The 19,319-nt window shown below is 74.5% G+C and carries 12 protein-coding genes; 4 read left to right on the forward strand and 8 right to left on the reverse strand.

Features of this window, described 5'->3' with window-relative positions; all coding sequences use genetic code 11:
- Nucleotides 1-18: 18 nt before the first annotated feature.
- The 4 genes from ACSNOA_RS11340 to ACSNOA_RS11355 form a co-directional block, all read right to left on the reverse strand.
- A complete protein-coding gene (locus tag ACSNOA_RS11340) occupies nucleotides 19-657 on the reverse strand; it encodes a TetR/AcrR family transcriptional regulator (protein ID WP_436657918.1) in 639 nt (212 codons plus the stop codon).
- A gap of 90 nt (nucleotides 658-747) precedes the next feature.
- Nucleotides 748-2,127 (reverse strand): glucose-6-phosphate dehydrogenase, encoded by a 1,380-nt coding sequence (gene zwf / locus ACSNOA_RS11345; RefSeq protein WP_436657919.1) that lies wholly within the window; start codon nucleotides 2,125-2,127, stop codon nucleotides 748-750.
- Nucleotides 2,128-2,266: 139 nt separating this feature from the next.
- Nucleotides 2,267-5,092, reverse strand: a complete 2,826-nt coding sequence (locus ACSNOA_RS11350) for a M14 family zinc carboxypeptidase (RefSeq protein WP_436657920.1) — start codon at nucleotides 5,090-5,092, stop codon at nucleotides 2,267-2,269.
- A gap of 65 nt (nucleotides 5,093-5,157) precedes the next feature.
- Nucleotides 5,158-6,552, reverse strand: coding sequence for an MFS transporter (locus ACSNOA_RS11355; RefSeq protein ID WP_436657921.1), 1,395 nt, complete (start codon nucleotides 6,550-6,552; stop codon nucleotides 5,158-5,160).
- A 268-nt stretch (nucleotides 6,553-6,820) separates the two neighbouring features.
- Between ACSNOA_RS11355 and ACSNOA_RS11360 the strand changes: the two genes are divergently transcribed.
- Nucleotides 6,821-8,050, forward strand: coding sequence for an alcohol dehydrogenase catalytic domain-containing protein (locus ACSNOA_RS11360; protein ID WP_436657922.1), 1,230 nt, complete (start codon nucleotides 6,821-6,823; stop codon nucleotides 8,048-8,050).
- A 60-nt stretch (nucleotides 8,051-8,110) separates the two neighbouring features.
- Here ACSNOA_RS11360 and ACSNOA_RS11365 read toward each other — a convergent pair whose 3' ends face one another.
- Nucleotides 8,111-9,979: an adenylyl cyclase gene (locus tag ACSNOA_RS11365; RefSeq protein ID WP_436657923.1), complete on the reverse strand. Its 1,869-nt coding sequence runs from the start codon at nucleotides 9,977-9,979 to the stop codon at nucleotides 8,111-8,113.
- 252 nt (nucleotides 9,980-10,231) lie between these two features.
- Between ACSNOA_RS11365 and ACSNOA_RS11370 the strand changes: the two genes are divergently transcribed.
- The 3 genes from ACSNOA_RS11370 to ACSNOA_RS11380 all read left to right on the forward strand — a co-directional run bounded on the left by ACSNOA_RS11370 (nucleotide 10,232) and on the right by ACSNOA_RS11380 (nucleotide 14,154).
- A complete protein-coding gene (locus ACSNOA_RS11370) occupies nucleotides 10,232-11,026 on the forward strand; it encodes an FkbM family methyltransferase (RefSeq protein WP_436657924.1) in 795 nt (264 codons plus the stop codon).
- Nucleotides 11,027-11,108: 82 nt separating this feature from the next.
- Nucleotides 11,109-13,508 (forward strand): PEP/pyruvate-binding domain-containing protein, encoded by a 2,400-nt coding sequence (locus ACSNOA_RS11375; RefSeq protein WP_436657925.1) that lies wholly within the window; start codon nucleotides 11,109-11,111, stop codon nucleotides 13,506-13,508.
- A gap of 70 nt (nucleotides 13,509-13,578) precedes the next feature.
- Nucleotides 13,579-14,154 carry a TetR/AcrR family transcriptional regulator gene (locus ACSNOA_RS11380; RefSeq protein WP_436657926.1) on the forward strand — a complete coding sequence of 192 codons (576 nt, stop codon included), beginning with the start codon at nucleotides 13,579-13,581 and terminating at the stop codon, nucleotides 14,152-14,154.
- Nucleotides 14,155-14,269: 115 nt separating this feature from the next.
- On the opposite strand, the gene ACSNOA_RS11385 is transcribed toward ACSNOA_RS11380, so the two are convergent.
- The 3 genes from ACSNOA_RS11385 to ACSNOA_RS11395 all read right to left on the reverse strand — a co-directional run bounded on the left by ACSNOA_RS11385 (nucleotide 14,270) and on the right by ACSNOA_RS11395 (nucleotide 19,267).
- Nucleotides 14,270-15,070: an ABC transporter permease gene (locus ACSNOA_RS11385; RefSeq protein ID WP_436657927.1), complete on the reverse strand. Its 801-nt coding sequence runs from the start codon at nucleotides 15,068-15,070 to the stop codon at nucleotides 14,270-14,272.
- Nucleotides 15,067-16,047, reverse strand: coding sequence for an ATP-binding cassette domain-containing protein (locus tag ACSNOA_RS11390; RefSeq protein ID WP_436657928.1), 981 nt, complete (start codon nucleotides 16,045-16,047; stop codon nucleotides 15,067-15,069). The genes ACSNOA_RS11385 and ACSNOA_RS11390 overlap by 4 nt, the downstream gene beginning before the upstream one ends.
- A 67-nt stretch (nucleotides 16,048-16,114) precedes the next feature.
- Nucleotides 16,115-19,267, reverse strand: a complete 3,153-nt coding sequence (locus ACSNOA_RS11395) for a BTAD domain-containing putative transcriptional regulator (RefSeq protein WP_436657929.1) — start codon at nucleotides 19,265-19,267, stop codon at nucleotides 16,115-16,117.
- Nucleotides 19,268-19,319: the final 52 nt, after the last annotated feature.

Consider the following 19,319-nt stretch of genomic DNA (forward strand, 5'->3'; position numbering starts at 1 on the left):
GGGAGCGGCGGCCGGTGGTCAGGCCGCGAAGGTCTCGATGTAGCCGACGGCCGCCTCGGTGGCGGCGCGGAGCGGCTCGGGGGAGCGCCGGACCTGGGTGAGGAGCAGCCCGCCCTGGACCGCCGCCAGCATCGCGGTGGCCAGCTTGTCGACGTCGGCGTGGGCGGCGAGAGTGCCGTTGCGCCGCATCCGGCGCAGCCCCTCCCGGATGGGGGCCTCCCACCGGTCGAAGGCCGCGACCAGCTCGCCGCGCATCAGCTCGCAGGTCTCCACCAGCTCGCTCGCCAGGGAGCCGATCTCGCAGCCCCCCTCGCAGCCGCGCCGCTCCTGCACCTCGACGGTCGCCGCGCACCAGGCCCGGAGCGCCTCGAAACTGTCCAGGTGCTCGAGCAGCGGTTGCTGGCCCGCGAGGGTCTGCTCGATCTGGTGCCGGATGACCGCGCGGACGAGGTCGCTCTTGTCGCCGAAGTAGTGGTAGATCTGCGAGGCGCTGACCTTGGCGGCCTGCTGCACGTCGGGGATGCTCGTGCCGGCGACGCCCTTGCGGAACATCAGCTCCGCCGCCGTCCGCACGATCCGGTCCCGGGTGCGGCGGCCGGCGGCCGTGATCCGGGGCGCGGGTGGCGCCGACCCCAGGGCGGCGTCGGGAGGCGTCATCGGCTCATCCTACCGTCGGGTAACCGAGGCTGTCGGCGTCCGTTCGGACGGCGTGGCGGGTGGGCCCGCGCGGAGCCCACCCGCCACCGGTCAGCGCCGCGTCGGCGCGTGCCAGCGCCCGGCCAGCGCCTCCGCCTCCGCGGGCCCCCAACTGCCGCGCGGGTACGACGCCACCGGCTCGGGCAGGTCCAGGATCGGCTCGACGATCCGCCACTCCTGCTCGATGGCCTCCTCGCGGGCGAACCGCAGGTGCCGGCCGTCGAGCGCGTCGTCGAGCAGCCGCTCGTACGCCTCACGCCGGTGACCGAGGACGGCGTCGAAGTCGATCGGCAGCTCCACCGTGCGGCTCGCCACCTCGGCCCCCGGCTCCTTGGTCTGGAGCGACAGGGCGATCCCGTCGTTGCGGCCGAGCCGGAAGCGCAGCAGGTTCGGCTGACGCTCGCCCCCGCCGGCCGGCGCCACGAGGTCGCGTTCCGGCGCTCGGAACTCCACGACGACCTCGGTGGCCGTGCCCGGCATGAGCTTGCCGGTGCGGAGGTAGAAGGGCATCCCCGCCCAGCGCGGGGAGTCGACGAGCAGGCGCGTGGCCACGAACGTCTCGGTGTTGGAGTCGGCCGCCACACCGGGTTCGAGACGGTAGCCGGCGTACTGCCCGCGTACCGTCGTCTCGGGTGACAGCGGCCGCACCTGCCGCAGCACCCGGACCTCCTCGGCGCGGAAGGCCTCGTCCCCGGCCGCGGCCGGGGGCTCCATGGCGAGCAGGGCGACGACCTGGAGCATGTGGTTCTGCAGGACGTCGCGGGTGGCGCCCATCCGGTCGTAGAAGCCGGCCCGGCCCTCGGTGCCGAAGCCCTCGGCGAGGGTGATCTGGATGTTGGCGATGTGCTCCGCGTTCCACAGCGGCTCGAACAGCCGGTTGGCGAACCGGAAGACGCGCAGCCCCTCCACCGACTCCTTGCCGAGGTAGTGGTCGATCCGGAAGATCCGCTCCGGGGCGAAGGCGGCCCGCAGCGCCTCGTTGAGCGTGTACGACGAGGCCAGGTCACGCCCGAACGGCTTCTCGACCACGACCCGGCCGCGCCCGGCCAGGCCCGCGGCGGCCAGACCGTCGACCACCGGGGTGAAGACCGCCGGCGGGATGGCCAGGTAGAACAGCGGCCGCTCGGCGGCGGACAGCGCCTCGGCGAGGCGCCGGTACGTCGCCGGGTCGGCGTAGTCGCCGGAGAGCATCGTGAGACGTCGGGTGAGGGCCTCGAAGACCTCGTCGTCGACGCGGCCGTTCGCCTCCAGCACCGACTTGCGCGCCGCCGTGATCAACTGCTGGTGGTCCCAGCGGGAACGGGCGACACCGATCACCGGCATGTCCAGCCGGCCACGACGGGTCAGCTCGTAGAGCGCCGGGAAGAGCTTCTTCGCGACCAGGTCTCCGGTCACGCCGAACAGCACGACAGCGTCTGAGCGCAGGTCCATGGGAACGTTCACCTCATCTTGGAATCAGCTTTCCAAGACTCCCGCGGACCTTGAGAAGCGTCCATCCCCAACCACGTGACGTCCATGACAGGGGCGCCGGCCCCGCCCCCTTGGGAGCGGGGCCGGCCGCCCGGCTGGCTCAGGCCACCAGGGAGCGCAACGGCACCCCGCTCTCCTGCAGCGCGCGGACGAGGTCGCCCAGGAACGGGTGCTCGTCGGCCTGCCGGCCCTCGCGGTTCGGGATCACGAGGTACGCCGAGCCGCCGGCCCCGGACACCCGCGCCTCACCCGTGAACCGCTCCACGATCGCCCGGGTGCGGGCCAGGTCGGCGCTCGCCACCTCGATCGTGATCGGTCGCCACTCCCCGCCGAGGTTCTCGGTGGCCGGCGCGGCGGCCGCCGCGGCCCGCGCCGGGTCCACGGCCGTGGCGGTCGGCGGGGCGGTGCGCCCCGCCGCGCCGGCCCCCGTCGAGGGGTAGAGCAGCGCGTTGGCCAGGAGGTGCAGCCCGCTCTCGTTGTACGCCCGGAAGAGCGGGTTGAACGCGAACAGCAGCGCCCGGCCGGCGCCGGTCGGCTCGTCGACCAGCGCGGCGGTGCCGCGCAGCGTGTCGACGCCCACGGTGTGGCCGTTCGACCAGAACGTGTCGCCGCTCGGGTAGCGGAGCACGTTGGTGCCGGTGGTGCTGGGGTTGAGGATCGGGTCACCGTTGTTGAACTGGAAGTCCTCGGCCGGGCGGCCGGAGGCCACCGGGCTGTCGTGGTCGACGTCGACCCGCAGGTGCGAGCCGATCACCTGGTACTCCTCCGGCGCCGGCTTCGGCTTCTCGGTGGCGGAGGTGAGCCCGGCGGCCCGAGCCAGCCGGGTGCCCTCGTTGCGCAGGCCGATGTAGGTGTGACCCGCGGCGATCCACGCCCGCAGGTTGGCCTGTCCCGCCGCGGTGAGACCGCCCGTCGGGCTGCTGCCGTCCGGCACGAGCAGCACCGTACGACCGGTGAAGGCCGGGGTGTTGTCGTTGATGTCGGCCGTGGTGACCGGCGTGAGGTCGAGACCCCACCGCTCGCCGAGCACGTACCGGGCCTCGCCGTGCGAGCCGGAGGTCGTCGAGATGCCGGTGCCCTGGAAGAGCCCGACGTCGGGCCGCGCCAGCGGGGTGCCGGTGGCCGGCCCGCCCGGGGTCAGCGTGACCCCGAGCGACTCGGCGAGGTCGTCGACCTCCCGGGTCAGGCGCGCCGCCGCCAACCGGACGACGGTGGAGTCCCCCTCGCGCACCAGGGGCACGCCGCGGTCGAGCAGCCGGAAGGTGAACTCCGCGCCGGCCGCCGAGTCGAGCCGGTAGCCGTACGAGCCGCGGAACGAGGCCCGGCCGGTGGCGCCGCCCGAGATCCGGCGGACCAGCTCCGCCTTCGGCCGCACGTCGTCGCCCGTGTACAGGGTGTTCACGCCCATGAGCAGCGGGTTGCTCCAGGAGGACACGTCGTAGAAGTACGGGAACGGCGCGTACGGGTCCTCACCCATGATCGCCTGGATCCAGTGCTTCTGCGGCTGCTCCATCGGAATCCAGTAGGCGCCCTTCGGCACGCTGACGTTCCGGGCGCTGCGGCCCCCGAAGATCCGCGCGTGGGGCACCCGGATCTCCTTCTGGACCTCGTACACCTCGACGTCCATCCGGCGCAGCCGCTCGACGAGCCGCCGCACGTCGGCGAGCTGCCGGTCAGGCAGCAGGAAGTACGACCGGATCCGCAGGTCCGGCACCGGGAACTGGACCTCGTTGGTGGGCTCGACCACCTCGTTCGGCTCCAGCGCCCCCGCCCGGCCCTGGGCGATCGCGTCCGTCCAGATCCGGTAGTAGTCGCTGAGCACCTCGTGCCGGTTCGCCGCGGCCCAGCCGAGCGTCGACCACTGGGTGTGGAACTGCTGCTGGACGCGGTCGGCCACGGCCGAGGCGCTGCCCTTCTCGAAGGTCATGCCGGCGGCGCCGAAGCCGGTGGCCGGCACCGTGTCGCCGTAGCCCATGTAGAAGAGGTCGTACCTCGCGTAGTTGAAGTAGCACTCGGTGGTGACCGCGCCGCCGCAGGCGCCGTTGTAGCCGAAGCCTGCCTTGTTGGCCTCGCCGATCCGGTTGATCCAGTCCACCGCCTCGCCCGCGATCTCGTGGTGGATCGGGTCCGCGTTGGGCGGGAAGAAGTACTGCGAACCGTTCATCTCGTGGGCGTCGACGAAGACCTGCGGCGGGTAGCGCCGCATCAGCTCCAGCTTGCTGTCGGTCTCGCGCTGGGTGCGCGCGAACCAGTCGCGGTTCAGGTCGAAGCCGAACTCGTTCTGCCGCCGGTTGGCGTCCCGGCCGTCCGGGTTCTGCGTGGGCACGATGATCGTGACGAGGTTGTCGTTGCGCTGGGCGACCGCGCAGGACAGGCCGGCGGCCAGCTCGTACAGCGTCTTGAGCGCGGCGTCCCCGCCGCTCTTCTCACCGCCGTGCACGTTGCCGGCCACCCAGACGATGGCCGGGCTGTCGGCCGCCGTCCGCGCGGCCTCCCACCGGTTGGTCCGCCGCGGGTCGCGCAGGTCGCGGACGTCCTCGGCGATCTTCCGCAGCGCCGCGGGTCGGACGTTGCGCTCGTTCGACACCACGGCGTACGGCAGCGGCTGACCGAGCACGCTGCTGCCCAGCACGCCGGTCACGACCCGGTCGGAGGCCTTGTCGACGGCGTGCAGGTAGGTGTCGATCTCGTCGGTGGTGACGACGCGCTCCTGGCCGACGCCGAGGGGGAAGCCGAGCACCCGCTCGGGGCTCGGCACGGTGGACAGGCGGGCGGTGGGGTCGGTGGAGCAGTGGGTGGGGGACGGGGGCCGGGCTCCGGCCGGGGAGCCGCCGAGCAGCGGCGCCGTGCCGAGGAGGAGGGCGATCGCGGCGGCGCTCGCGAGCCGCCGGCGGGGAGGCGTACGGAACGGACGCATCGGGGCCATGCAGGTTTCCCTTCCCGGGAACTGGCTCACATTGACGCGAGCCTATGACCTGCGGATTCCCGGGGTCAAGATCCGATCGACGCCGGCCGTTTCGGATCGTGGCGTACGCCCGAGGGATGCCGCGGGCCGCCGGGGCGGGCGGACGCGGCCCGGCGTCGCCGGCGTCCCGCGGTGGACCGGGTGCCCGCGACCGGCCCGTCGCCGCCACCGGCGGGCCGCGTCACCAGCTCGTCGACGTCGCGGGCGCGGCGCAGAGGCGACAGCAGCAGCGGTATCGGTGCCAGGGTGAGTCCGACACCGACGGCGAGGAGGGTGGCGCGCACCCCGACGGCGTCACCGAGGGCGCCCCCGAGCAGGCCACCGAGCGGCATCGCGCCCATGACGAGGAAGCGCATGCTCGCGTTGACCCGGCACAGGAACCGGGCGGGCACGATCGTCTGCCGGTACGTGACCTGGGTGATGCCGTACACGACCTGACCGACCCCGGCCCCGACGATGCCCGCCACGAAGAACGCGGCCCCCCAGCCCGGGCCGGTGAGCGGGACCAGCAGGTTCGCCGGGCTGGTGGCCACCACGGCCAGCCAGATGATCCGTGCCGACCCCACCCGACGGGCCAACCGCGCGGCGGCGGCGGCGCCCAGCAGCGCGCCGGCCGGAGCGGCGGACATCAGCATGCCGGCGGTGCCGGGCGCGAACCCGACGGTGTCGACGAGGAACAGCACGAGCAGCGCGGTCGCCGCCGCGAAGAGGAGGTTGGACAGGGCGCTGGTCACCGCGATCGCCCGCAGGACCGGGTTGGCCAGCACGAGACGCAGCCCCTCCCGGGCCTCGTGCACCGGCCCGGCCCGACCGACACGGCGGGGCGCCGGCTCACGGGTGCGGATCCGGGCGAGGCAGGCGGCGCTCGCCAGGAAGCTGGCCGCGTCGACGAGCAGCGTGTTCGTGGCGCCCACGAGCTGGGTGAGCCACCCGGCGAGGCCGGGGCCGGCCACCTGCCCGGAGGAGCGGACGGTCTCCACGGCGGAGTTGCCCTGGAGCAGGTGCCGGCGGCCCAGCACGGACGGCAGGTACGACTGGTGGCCGATGTCGTACAGCACCCGCATCACGCCCATGACGCCGGCCGCTCCCATGAGCAGCGGCAGGCTCAGCCAGGACAACGCGGCCGCCACGGTGACGGTGACCAGCGCCGCGCACCGGACCAGGTCGGTGGCGATCAGGACCGGTCGCAGTCGCCGCCGGTCCAGCCACACTCCCGCCGGGACGCCGACCAGCAGGAACGCGCCGTTCTGCACGGCCACGAGAGCGCCCAGCTGCAGGGGCATGGCGTCCAGGAGCAGGACCGCGATGAGCGGAAAGGCCAGCGCCGTGACGTCGGTGCCGAGCTGGGTCACCGTCTGGCCGGCGACCAGCAGCCGGAAATCACCGGACCGCCAGGGGCCGTCCTGCGGTCGAGGGGTCATCTGCGCCCTTCGCACGAGCCGGAAATCGGTCGTCGTGGCGGCCCGGCTCTCGAAGCCGTCGGCTGCCCGGAAGGGAGTGCGAAAGGGCGCGGGGTCTGGCGCCGTCCCCGCCCCGAGGCTAGCCGAGCGGCACGGGTCGAGCCCGCGATACCGGCGGGGTCCCGGGTCCGGCTTTCTCGCCCGTTTGCCGCCGGGCGGCACGGGTAATGCGCCGCGACCCGGACGGACGCCGGCCGCGAGGCCACGGCGGAGCTGAGGAGCGGAATCGGTGAAGGCAGTCGTGTTCCACGGGGTGGGCGACATCCGTGTCGACACGGTCTCCGAGCCGAGGATCGAGCAACCGTCGGACGCCATCGTCCGCATCACCACCGCGGCGATCTGCGGCACCGACCTGCACTTCATCCGGGGCACGGTGCCGGGCATGCAGCCCGGCAAGATCCTCGGGCACGAGGGCGTCGGGGTGGTCGAGGAGGTCGGACGGGACGTCCGCAACCTCCGGCCCGGCGACCGCGTGCTGGTCTCCGCCGTCCTCGGCTGCGGCTCCTGCGCCTACTGCCGGCGGGGCTACTTCGCCCAGTGCGACACCATCAACCCGTACGGCTCGCGGTCGGGCACCGGCTCGTTCGGCTCGCCGGAGGTGCAGGGACCGTTCAACGGCCTCCAGGCCGAGTACGCCCGGGTCCCGGCCGCCCACACGAACCTGTTCCGACTTCCGGACTCGGTCTCCGACGCGCAGGCGATCCCGCTGTCGGACATCTACCCCACCGGCTACTTCGCGGCCGTCATCGCCGGCGTCTCGGACGGGAACGTGGTGGCGGTCTGGGGTTGCGGGCCGGTCGGGCAGTTCGCGATCCTGTCGGCCTTCCAGCAGGGCGCCCGCCGGGTCATCGCCGTCGACGGCCACGCCGACCGGCTCGAACGCGCCCGGCGGCTCGGTGCCGAGATCGTGAACTTCAACGAGGCGGACCCGGTCGAGGCGATCCTCGACCTGACGCTGGGGATCGGCGTGGACTGCGCCATCGACGCCGTCGGCGTGGACGCGGAGAGCCCGAAGGCGGGCCCGGCCGGGGACCAGGCGCGGCAGGCCGACGAGCGGCACCGCGCGGAGCTGCGCGAGATCGCCCCGCAGACCAACCAGCAGGACGGGCGCTGGAAGCCCGGCGACGCGCCGAGCCAGGCCCAGTCCTGGGCGGTGGAGAGCCTCGCCAAGGTGGGAACCCTCGGCGTCGTGGGTGTGTACCCGGCGACCGACCGCTTCTTCCCGATCGGGACAACGCTGAGCCGCAACCTCACCATCCGGACCGGGAACGGCAACCATCCGCGCTACATCCCACGGCTGCTGTCCATGGTGGAATCCGGCCTCGTCGACCCGGAGAGGATGCTGACCCAGCACGAACCGCTCGACGACGCGCTCGCCGCGTACCGGGAGTTCGACCTGCGCAGCCCGGGCTGGCTGAAGGTGGCGCTGCGGGCGAGCCCGGTTCTGCAACGAGCCTGAAGCGGCGAGGGCGAGCCGGGCGCGTCGCGCGCCCGGCCCGCCCCGATGTCCCGCCGACCGCTACGGGAGCGGGTACTCCGCCACGTAGACCGGCGCGCCGACCCGCGTCGTGTCGGCCGCGTCGCCGACGCCGTTGACCACGTGGTCGATCGTGCCGGCGCTGAGGTTCACGGTCATGACGTGGTGCAGCCGTACGCCGGGCGTCTCCGGCACCTCGAAGCCGTTCTCGGTGTGGATGGACGGGTTGTTCTGGTTGAAGACGTACACGCCGCCGCCGTACAGGGTGTGGTGGCGGACGCGGTCGCCCACCTTGTACCCGGCGAAGCCCTCGACGTCGCCGTTCATCCAGTCGGCCTGCGTCGGCGGGTCGTACGGCAGCTCGTTCTGGTAGAGGACCGTTGTGCCGTGCTCGCCGTTCCAGACGGTGTTGTACCGCTGGAAGTGTTCGACGAACAGGCCGGTGGCTGTCACGTGGTCGCCGTTGATCACGGCGCCGTAGCGGCCGGTGTTGGTCCGCCACCGGTCGGTGTCGCCGTTGACCCCCTCGGTGAAGCCCTCGACGCCGTGGTCGCCACGCCAGACCCAGGTGTGGTCGATGAGCACGTTGTCGCTGTTGACCTCGAGGGCGATGTTCGTCCGCCCGATGTGCGGGCCGCCGACGCGGAAGTACACGTCGGAGAGCGTGGTGGGGTCGTCCGCCCGGCTCGCGTCACGGCCGTGCCGCTGGCCCACGCGCAGCAGGACGGGCGACTCGCGCAGCCCCGCGTCGATGGTCACGCCCGCCACCACCACGCCGGGGACACCGGCGACGTCCAGGGGCACCGAACCGTCCACGGCGGTGAGCGTGGCGTGGCCGAGGCCGAGCACCACGGTGCCCGGACGCTTCACCTCGATGCTGCGCGCGATGTCGTACACCCCGGGGGTGAGCAGCAGGTGCTTTCCGCGCGCGAGCTGGCTGTTGATGGTCCGCACGGAGTCGGACGGCCGGGCCACGAAGAAGTCGTCGATGCCGATGGTGCGCCCCGGCGTGACGCCGTCGGCCCAGGAGACGCCTCGCGTGTTCCGCTGCGCGGCCGGGACGCGCACGGCGTACCGGCCCCTGCCGTCGACGAAGAGGTACGGCTTCTCGCGGCTGAGCGGGGTGGTGTCGAGCGTGGTGTACGGCGGGTCGGGGAAACCGGCGTCGTCCGGTGCGCCGACGACGCCCGCGAAGACCTGGTTCCACACGCCGTTGGACCAGCCGGCCACCTCGCTGTTGCGGGTGAGCCACTGCTGTTGGGAGCCGTTGGTGACGGCGGGCAGCCGCGAGTCGGCGATGAAGCCGCCGCTGGCGTACTGGGGGCCGGCCGTGCAGTAGTCCATGAGGGACAGGCCGCCGCCGGTGACGTTCATCCGGCGCAGTGACACCGCCTGGGAGACGGCCCAGAAGTTCGCCGAGGAGCGGCAGCCGTCCTGGCCCGCGCCGTTGATGGTGAGGGAGAGGTTCGACAGCGTACGCCAGAAGTTGACAAGCGCGAGGCAGTTGCTCGTGCCGCCGCCCTCGAGGCAGCGGTTGTAGACCTCGATCTTGCCGTTGATCTGCACGTCGGTCGGGGAGGCGCCGAGGCCGGCGATCTCCGTGTAGTAGCCGACCTTGATCTGCAACGGCTGCTCCGGGGTGCCGTAGCTGCCCGGCTTGAAGAGGAAGGCGTACCGCTGGGTGCCCATCTCGTTGCCGACCTGCTGGGCGTGCGTCGCGTCGAGCCGCGCCTGGATCTCGCCGACCGGCATGCTCGGGTCGAAGACCGTGACGTTCGGACCGAGCTCGGGCCCGCCGTGCCGGGGTGCCGCGGCGCTGGCGGCCGTGGGAGTGGCGCTCACGGCGGTCACGAGCGCCAGGCCGAGGATGAACGCCCGGCCGAGTCGCCGGGCGCGTCGGTGGTGGGTCATCGGGTTCGTCCTCTCCGCCGTGCTCCGCAACGGGCTCGGGAGCGCGGCGACGTGGGGGAGGCGGCGTGTGGAGAGCGCTCTCACGACCCTCCGACTTCCATCACGCCGGAGAAAAAGGGATCGGCATGTTTCTACCCCGTGAACGCCGCACGCGCCACCGTCGCGCCCCGGATTCTCGGCCGGGCCGTGCCGCGGTCACCTCGCTGCCTGAAAGTGAGCATCTCTCTGTTCTGGCCGGGCTAGATTCGGTCAGTGGACGCCCGAACCGGTGCCATCGAGGCACTGAAGACGGATCCGGCAACCGTCTCCCTGCGCCGCTCGCTGGAGGTCTACTACGGCCACCCGGCGCGCGAGGCGGCCATGGACGCCTTCTACGCGCGCTTCGTCCGGCCCGGCGACCTCGTCTTCGACGTCGGCGCGCACGTGGGTGACCGGGTCGGCAGCTTCCGCCGGCTCGGCGCCCGGGTGGTCGCCGTGGAACCGCAGCCGCCCTGCACGAGGGCGCTGCGGGCCATCTACGGCCGTGACGACGGCGTGACGGTGGTCGAGGCGGTCTGCGGCGACCGGGCGGGCCGCGTCCCCTTCAACGTCAACTCCGCCAACCCCACGATCTCCACCGCCTCGGCGGCCTTCATCCGCGCCGCCGACGGCGCCGCCGGGTGGGCCCACGAGCGGTGGGACGCCCGGATCGAGGTCCCCGCCGTCACGCTCGACGGGCTCGTGGCCGACCACGGCGTGCCGGCCTTCGTGAAGATCGACGTGGAGGGTTTCGAGGACGCGGTGCTCGCCGGTCTGACCCGTCCACTGCCCGCGCTCTCGTTCGAGTTCACCACCATCGAGCGCGCGGTGGCGCGCCGGTGCCTGCGCCGGCTCACGGCGCTCGGGTTCCACTCCTTCAACCTCGCGCTGGGCGACGCGATGGCGCTCGCGTCGTCGCAGTGGATGTCCGCGGCCCGGATGGCGGCGCACCTGGAGTCGCTGCCCCACGAGGCCAACTCCGGCGACGTCTACTGCCTGTCGCGGGCACACCTGCGGCGCCGCCGCTGAGACGCCGGACACCCGTCCTTGGCATTGCAGTCGTATTGCCATACGCTCGTCGCAATGCAGTCGTATTGCAAAGGGGCGTCCCATGCGGGTGATCGCGCTGTCCGAGCTGACCCGGGAGATGATCGACCTGGTCGGCGGCAAGGCGGCCGGGTTGGGGGAGCTGATCCGGCTCGGTGAGCGGGTGCCGGAGGGGTTCTGCGTCACCACCGCCGTCGACGACACGGACGTGCTGCCGGAGGCCGAGATCGAGGCCGCGTACCGGCGGCTCGGCGGCGGGCCGGTCGCCGTCCGGTCCAGCGCCACCGCCGAGGACCTCCCGGACGCGAGTTTCGCCGGGATGCAGGACACGTACCTCGACGTCACCGGCCTCGCCGACCTGCTCGCGGCCATCGAGAAGTGCCGCCGCTCCCTGCATACCGCCCGCGCCGTCGCCTACCGCGACGCGCACGACATCGACCACGCGACGGTGCGCATGGCCGTCGTGGTGCAGCGCATGGTGGCGCCCGCCGTGGCGGGGGTGCTCTTCACCGCCAACCCGGTGACCGGGAGCCGGAGCGAGACCGTCGTGGAGGCCGCCGCCGGGCCCGGCACGTCCGTCGTCGACGGCGGCGGCGACGTCGACCGGTACGTCCTCGACGGTTCCCCGCGTCCCGTCGAGGGCGTGCTGACCGCCGACCAGCTCGACGAACTGCGCCGGGCGGGCGAGCGACTCCAGCGCCGGCTCGGCGGCCCGCAGGACGTCGAGTGGGCGTACGACCGGGCCGGCGTCCTGTGGTTGCTCCAGTCACGGCCGATCACCACGCTGTTCCCCCTCCCGCCGGCGACCGACGACCCGGAGCCCCGCCTCTACCTGGAGTTCGGGCACGTGCAGGGCATGCTGCGGCCCGTCACCCCGATGGGCATGTCGACGCTCAAGGCCGTCGTGGCCGCGATGCTCGCGAGCTTCGGGCTGCGGGTCGAGATCACCGACATCGGCGGGCGGCTCTACGGGGACCTGACCGACCTGGCGCGTGACCCGTCCGCCCGCAAGCGCCTCGTGAAGCTCATGGCCGTGGACTTCGGCCCGCGCGCCCAGGCGGTCATGGAGCGGGCGCTCGCCGATCCGCGCTTCGCGCCCCGGCCCGGGCCCAGGACGCGGCGCGCCGGCGGCGGCCCGACGGCGGGTACGGCGGTGCGGGCCGTGCGTGGGGTGGTCGGCGCCCTCGCCCGGCCGGAGGCCGCCCGTGCCCGGCTGTTCGCGGAGGTCGACCGGCTCGCGGCGAGCCCGACCGGGCCGCCCGGGCAGCCCACCGCCGCCGACCGGCTCCGGTTCGTGCGGGACCTGGACACGGCGACGGGCCCGGACGACATCGTCTGGCCGATCGTCGCCGGCATGCTGGCGGCCACGCTGCCCGCACACCTGCTGAAGGGCGTGGCGAGCCGCCACGAGATCGACACCGTGCTCGGCGGGATGCCGCACAACGTGACGATCGAGATGGACCTCGCGCTGTGGCAGCTCGCCGACCGGGCCCGGGCCCACCGCGAGTTGCTGCTCACCACGCCGCCGCAGGAACTCGCCGACCGGTACCGGCGCGGGGCGCTGCCCGACATCGGACTGGACGCGTTCCTGCTCCGGTACGGACACCGGGCCGTCGCCGAGGTCGACCTCGGGGTCCCGCGCTGGGACGAGGACCCGACGCCCGTCTTCGCCGTGATCGCCAACTACCTGCGGGTCACCGAGCCCGACCAGGCGCCGGACCGGCGCTTCGCCCGGGCCGCCGCCACGGCCGAGGCCACGCTCGCCGACGTCGTGGCCCGCGCCCGCCGGAAGCGGCCGGTCCGTGGCCGCCTCGCCGGTTTCCTGCTGCGCCGGGCGCGGTCGCTGGCCGGTCTGCGCGAGGCCGGCAAGTTCGCCGGCCTCTACCGGCTGCGCGCGATGCGCCGCCAGCTCCTGCTCATCGGGGCCGAGTTGGCCGACGGCGGGCTGCTCGCCCGGGCCGACGACATCATGTTCCTGACGCTCGACGAGGCGGCCAGCGCCGTGCACGACCGCGCCGACCACCGGTCGACGGTCGCCGCCCGCCAGGCGGTGCACCGGCGCGAGCTGCGCCGCCGCGCGGTGCCGGTGGCCCTGCTCTCCGACGGCACCGACCTCGAGGCCGTCCTCCCCGCACCGGCCGACCCGACCGGCGCCTTGCGCGGGGTCGGTGCCGCGGTGGGCGTGGCGACCGGACCGGCGCGGGTCGTCCACGACCCCGCCACCGCCCAGGTGCGACCCGGCGAGATCCTGGTCGCGCCCACCACCGATCCCGGCTGGACCCCGCTGTTTTTGACCGCTGCCGGGCTGGTCACCGAGACCGGCGCCGTCATGGCGCACGGCCCGACGGTGGCCCGCGAGTACGGCATCCCCGCCGTCATCTGCGTGCCCGGCGCCACCCGGCTCATCCGCACCGGCGACGTCGTGACGGTGGACGCGGCGGCCGGCACGGTGACCGTGGCGTGAGCCGAGGGGACACGGCGCGCGCCACCGCGGACGATCAAGGACCCGACCACGTCGTGACAGCATGGGAGCCATGCCCAAGAAGGTCGACCGCCACGAGCGGCGCACGCTCATCGCCGACGCGCTGATGCGGGTGGCCGCCCGACAGGGCCTGGAGGCGGTCAGCCTGCGCCACGTGGCGACCGAGGCCGGCGTCTCGTCGGGCATGGTCCAGCACTACTTCCGTACGAAGGACGAGATGATGGCGTTCGCCATGGCCGTCGTACGGGAACGCAACCAGGCCCGCGTGACCGAGGCGATCGCCCGGCTGGGCGAGGCCCCGCCGCCGCGGCTGCTGCTGCGCACGATGATCGCGACGCTGCTGCCGCTCACCGAGGAGTCCCGGGCCGACGGACGGGTGGCGCTCGCGTTCCTCGCCTACAGCGCGGTACGCCCCGACGCCGCCGCCGGCCTGAGCGAGGACACCCGGGAGCTGGTGGCCTTCCTGGCCGGTCTCCTTCCCGGGCGACAACGGGAGGAGCGGGCCGCCGGTCTGCTCGGGCTCATGGAGGGTCTCGGCATCTACCTGCTCGGCGGCCAGTACACCGCCGAGCAGGCGTTGGCGGCGCTGGACGCCCAGCTCGACATCCTGTTCGCCCCGCAGGCGTAGGGACCGAACCGGCGACGGGCGTGATGCCTCAGAGGCATATTGATGACTCTGAGGCATCACGCCCGACCGGCCACGGCGGCCGGCGGCGCCGGCCACCCGACTGCTTTCCGGCGCCTCAGCGGCTCAGTCGCCGGTAGCGGCGGACGGCCAGCGGACCGATCACCGCGATGATGAGGACCGGCCAGCCGAGCGCCAGTAGCAGCGCGTGCTGGGCCGCCCACGACTCGCCGCCGATCCCCGGGTTGCCGAACAGCTCGCGCGCGGCCGCCACGGTCGCCGACAGCGGGTTCCACGCGGCGACCGCGCCCAGCCAGTCCGGAAGCAGCTCCGGAGCCACGAACACGTTGGACAGCGCGGTGAGCGGGAACGCGAGCGGGAACACGATCACCGAGACCGTGTCCGGGTTCGGCACGAGCAGGCCCAGCAGGATGCCCACCCACGTGAGCGCCAGCCGCAGGAGAAGGATGAGGCCCACGGCCGCGAGCGCGTCGCCCACCCCGTTGCGCCAGCGCCAGCCGACCAGCAGCCCGCAGACCACGAGAACGGCCAGCTCCAGCAACGCCCGCAGCAGGTCCGCGCCGGCCCGCCCCGTCAGCAGCGCGGACCGGGCCATCGGCAGCGAGCGGAACCGGTCCACCACACCGCGGCTGGCGTCGAGGGAGATCTGCGACGCCGTGGCGCCGAGGCCGTACAACATCGTCATCACGAACACGCCGGGAAGCAGGAACTCGCGGTAGCTGCCGTCGCCGGGCACCGCCATGCCACTGCCGAACACGTAGCCGAAGACCAGCACGAACATGATCGGCAGGCTGAAGTAGAGGACGATCTCCTCAGGTGACCGGATCACGTGCCGCATGTTCCGGCCGGTCATCACCCAGCCGTCGGCCATCGCCCAGCCCCACCGTCCCGGCCTCATGCGGCCACCTCCGCCCGCTCCGTGGCGCCCGCGGCGCGGTGCCCGGTGAGCTGCAGGAACGCCTCGTCGAGCGTGGGCCGGCGCAGCACGACGTCCTCGACGGCCACGGCGGCGTCCTGGAGCGCCCGCAGCAGGTCGGCGAGCGCGCCGATCCGGTCGGCCACCGGTGCGCTGAGCTGCCGGATCTCCCGGTCCAGGGTCACCGCGCCGCCCGTCACCCGTTCGACGATGGCCGCCGCCACGGGCAGGTGCCCCGCGTCGCGGACCACCAGCTCGATCCGGTCCGCGCCGCTGCGGGCCTTCAACTCGTCGGAGGTGCCCTCGGCCACCACCCGGCCGGCGTCCACCACCGAGATCCGGTCGGCGAGCTGGTCCGCCTCCTCCAGGTACTGCGTGGTGAGCAGCACCGTGGTGCCCTCGGCGACCAGCGACCGGACCGCCTCCCAGAGCCCGTTGCGGCTGCGCGGGTCCAAGCCCGTGGTCGGCTCGTCGAGGAAGAGCACCCGGGGCCGGGTGATGAGGCTGGCGGCCAGATCGAGGCGGCGACGCATCCCGCCGGAGTACGTTCCGGCGGAACGCTCCGCCGCGTCGGTGAGCCCGAACTGGTCGAGCAGCTCGCCGGCGCGCCGGCGAGCCACCCGTGCCGGCAGGTGCCGGAGCCGGCCGAACAGCACCAGGTTCTGCCGGCCGCTGAGCGTCTCGTCGACGGCGGCGTACTGACCGGTCAGCCCGATGGCCGTACGCACCCGGTCGGGGTGGCGGGTCACGTCGTACCCGGCCACCCGGGCGTGGCCGCCGTCGAAGCGCAGCAGTGTGGCCAGGACGCGCACGGCCGTGGTCTTGCCGGCCCCGTTCGGGCCGAGCAGCCCGCACACCGTGCCGGCGGGAACGGTCAGGTCGAACCCGTCCAAGGCCCGGGTGCGGCCGTAGTACTTGCGCAGGCCCTCGGCCACGACGGCCGATGTCTCGTCAGTCATGCCGGCAGCGTCGCCGCCGTCGCTGACCGGGCTCGCACCGGACGCTGACGGCGCGCGCCTCCCGCCGTCAGCCGGCGCTCAGCAGGGCGAGGGCCTGCTCCCGGTCGAGGGCCGCGCCCCGGGCGAACTCCCGCGCGAACCGCGCGGCCCCGAGCGCGGCCCGGGTCGCCGCGGCCACCGGGACGCCGTCCGCCGCCGCCTCGGCGCCGGTGCCGCGCAACACGGCCGCCGCGGCCCCGAGCAGCACCGCGGCCCGGCCGTCCTCGCCCCGCCGGAGCACCGGCGCGACGAGGCCCTCCACGGCGGCGCCCACGGTGGGCACGTCCCACATCCCGATGGTCGCGCCGAGCACCTCGCGGTAACGGGCGCGAGCCGTCGGCGCGTCCCCCACGGTGTCCGCGATCCGCCCGAGCGTCACGAGCGCCGCCAGCCGCACCACCGCGGCGCCGAACCAGCCGCTCGGGCACTCCGCCACGGCCTGCTCGCAGAGGTGCCGGGCCGCCGCCAGGTCGCCGCGCTGCCGGGCGATCTCGCCGAGCCCGTAGTGCCCCGCGGCGACCAGCTCCGGCGCCCCGGCCGGCTGCGCCACCTCCACCACCCGCCGGTAGTCGGCCTCGGCCCCGGCCAGGTCGCCGACCCCGAGCCGGCCGTCGGCGCGGGTACGCAGCAGCTCCGCCGTGTCGAGCGCGGAGCCGAGCTCGTCGGCCAACCGGAGGGCCTCCGCCATCGGCCCGGCGGCCGCCGCCGGGTCGCCGACCCGGTACGCGGCCTCGGCCAGCGTGCTGTGCGCCAGGATCATCCCCCAGCGCTCGCCGAGCGCCCGGAACCCGTCGAGGGCCGCCGCCAGTTCGGCGCGGGCCTCGTCGTGCCCGCCGTCGAGCAGCCGCACCATGGCCATGCCGAGCGACCCGAGCGCGATGCTCCAGCGGTCGGCGCCGAGCAGCGCGTGCCGGCTCCCGTCGGCGAGCAGCAGCGCCCGCCGCTCCGCCGACGGCGGGCCGGCGGCCATCCCGGACAGGTAGAGCAGGAACGGATGGCGGGGCGGTCGTCCCAGGGTCCAGAGGATGTCGCCGGCCGCACCGACGACCGTGCGGTCCGTCCCACCGGAGCCGCTGAGGGCGGTCACCAGCAGGCAGAGCGCGTACTCCTCGGCGAGCCCGGGCGGCGGGCCGTCGAGCCGGTCGACCAGCCGCCCGGCGAGCGCGGCCCCCTCGGCCCGGAGACCGCGCAGCCACCAGTAGAACGACAGGCCGGCCACGAGGCCGAGCGCGGTGGCGGTCTCGCCGCCGTCGGCCGCCCGGCGCAGCGCCGCGTGCAGGTCGTCGCGGTCGGCGTCCAGCCGCCGCAGCCAGTCCAGCTGCGCCGGGCCGCGCAGCCCGGCGTCGCCGGCCCGGGCGAGGTCGAGGAAGTACGCGGCGTGGGCCTGCCGCAGCGCGTCGGCCTCGCCCGCCTCGACGAGCCGCTCGGCGGCGAACGCGCGCACCGTCTCCAGCATGCGGAAGCGGCCGTCGGCCGCGTCGACGAGGGACTTCTCCACGAGGCTGGTCAGCACGTCGAGGACCTCGGCGCCGAGCGGCGCGCACACCCGTTCCACGGCCGCGAGGTCGGCACCGCCGGCGAACACGCTCAGCCGTCGCGCCAGTCGTCGTTCGGGCTCGTCCAGCAGGTCCCAGCTCCACCGCACGACCGCGTGCAGCGTCTGGTGCCGGGGCGCGGCCACCCGGCTGCCCCGGTTCAGCAGCCGGAACCGGTCGTCCAGCCGGCCGGCCACCTCGTCGACCGGCAGCGCCCGCAGCCGCGCCGCGGCCAGCTCGACGGCGAGCGGGAGGCCGTCGAGCGTGCGGCAGATCCGCAGCACCGCCGCGACGGTCGCGGCGTCCAGGGCGAAGTCCGGCGCGACGTCGGCGGCGCGCTCGGCGAACAGCCGTACGGCGGCGTACTCCCGGGCCAGCTCGGCCGGCGCGGCGCCGGGCGGCACCGGAAGGCCGACGACCGGGCAGAGCGCCTCCCCGGTCAGGCCGAGGGGCTCCCGGCTGGTGGCGAGCACCCGCACCGCCGGGGCGGCGCCGAGCAGCCGGGCCGTGAACCGGGCGGCGTCGGCCACCACGTGCTCGCAGTTGTCCAGCACCAGCAGCAGGCGACGGTCGGCGAGCGCCGCCACCAGCCGGCCGGCGACGTCCGGCGAGCCGCCCGGCACGCGCAGCGCGCTGTCGCGCAGGTCCAGCGCGGCGAGCACCGCCGGGGCCACGTCGGCCCCGGGCGGCAGCGCGGCCAGTTCGACGAGGCGGACCTCGCCGTCGTACCGCTGCGCGGCCTCCAGGGCGAGCCGGGTCTTTCCGGCCCCGCCGGGGCCGTGCAGCGTCACGAGCCGGGCCTCGCCCAGCAGCTTGGCGAGGCGACGCAGCTCCTCCTCCCGGCCCACGAAGCTGGTCAGCGGCGTCGGCAGCCGGGGCGGCCCGGGGGCGGCAGCGGCGTCGTCGCGGAGCAGGGTCGTGTGCAGCGCCACCAGCTCGGCGGACGGGTCGGCGCCCAGCTCGTCGGCGAGCAGCCGGCGCAGGTCGGCGAAGGCGGCGAGCGCCTCGGCGCGTCGGCCGTCGGCGTGCAGCGCGCGCATCAGCTGACCGTGCAGCCGCTCCCGCAGCGGGTGGGCGGCCACCAGCTCCCGCAGCTCGGTCACGAGCGGCCCGAGGCGTCCGGCGTCGGCCAGCGCGAGGTCCGCCTCGACCCGGTCCTCGACGGCGGCCAGCCGCCGCTCGAGCAGGCGGGCCGCCGCGGCAGGGGCGAACGGCGCGTCGGCCACGTCCGCCAACGGCTCGCCGCGCCAGAGGCCGAGCGCCGTGCGCAGCAGCTCGGCGGCCCCGCGGTGGTCGCCCGCGTCGAGAGCGGCGCGGCCCGCGTCGGCCAGCCGGGCGAACCGGTGCGCGTCGACGTCGTCCGGGTCGATGGCGAGCCGGTAGCCCGCCGGGTGGAACTCGACGGGGTCGGCCGGACCGGCCGCCAGCACCTGGCGCAGCCGGGACACCTGCGACTGCAGGGCGTTGGCCACGCCGGCGGGCGGAGCTTCGCCGTAGAGGCCGTCGACCAGTCGCTCCCGGGACACCACCCGCCCGGCGTCGAGCAGCAGCAGGGCCAGGAGCGCGCGCAGCCGCGGGCCGCCGACGGGAAGCCGGCGGCCGTCGGTCGTGCCGACCTCTGTCGTGCCCAGGATGCCGAACCGCACGGCGCCATTGTCGCGCAGCCGCCCTCCGGCACCCGTACGCGACCGCGGGTCG

It is taken from the genome of Micromonospora sp. URMC 103 (assembly GCF_051386435.1).
Taxonomy (GTDB): domain Bacteria; phylum Actinomycetota; class Actinomycetes; order Mycobacteriales; family Micromonosporaceae; genus Micromonospora.